The organism is Citrobacter sp. Cpa228 (genome assembly GCF_030333085.1).
Classification (GTDB): Bacteria; Pseudomonadota; Gammaproteobacteria; order Enterobacterales; family Enterobacteriaceae; genus Citrobacter; species Citrobacter pasteurii.
The window spans coordinates 1-203 of the sequence record NZ_JAOWGQ010000015.1 but is presented as its reverse complement, the minus strand read 5'-3'; the positions used below and the strand labels follow the sequence as shown (position 1 = coordinate 203).

General features: G+C 59.6%; 1 pseudogene. It reads right to left on the bottom strand.

Annotated features, from left to right (window positions below):
• Positions 1–203: pseudogene (locus tag OGX91_RS00100) on the bottom strand (putative type VI secretion system effector); the annotation flags it as partial.

Sequence of the window (203 nt, the reverse complement as noted above, 5' to 3'; positions counted from 1 at the left end):
GCCGCTGACCCCGTCGAGGCCAGCACCATCGCGGCAGACGCCATGTTCTCATCCTGCCTGCTGAAATATTCCCACGTCTGTGGATAGGCTTTAGTGTCAAAATAGTGCGTCAGGCAGCGCTGATGGTAGTTTGTCACCACACCCCTGACCTTTATCAGCGGAGCTGGCGGGGGCAGTACCGGGTCCGGTGGCATATCGGCCAG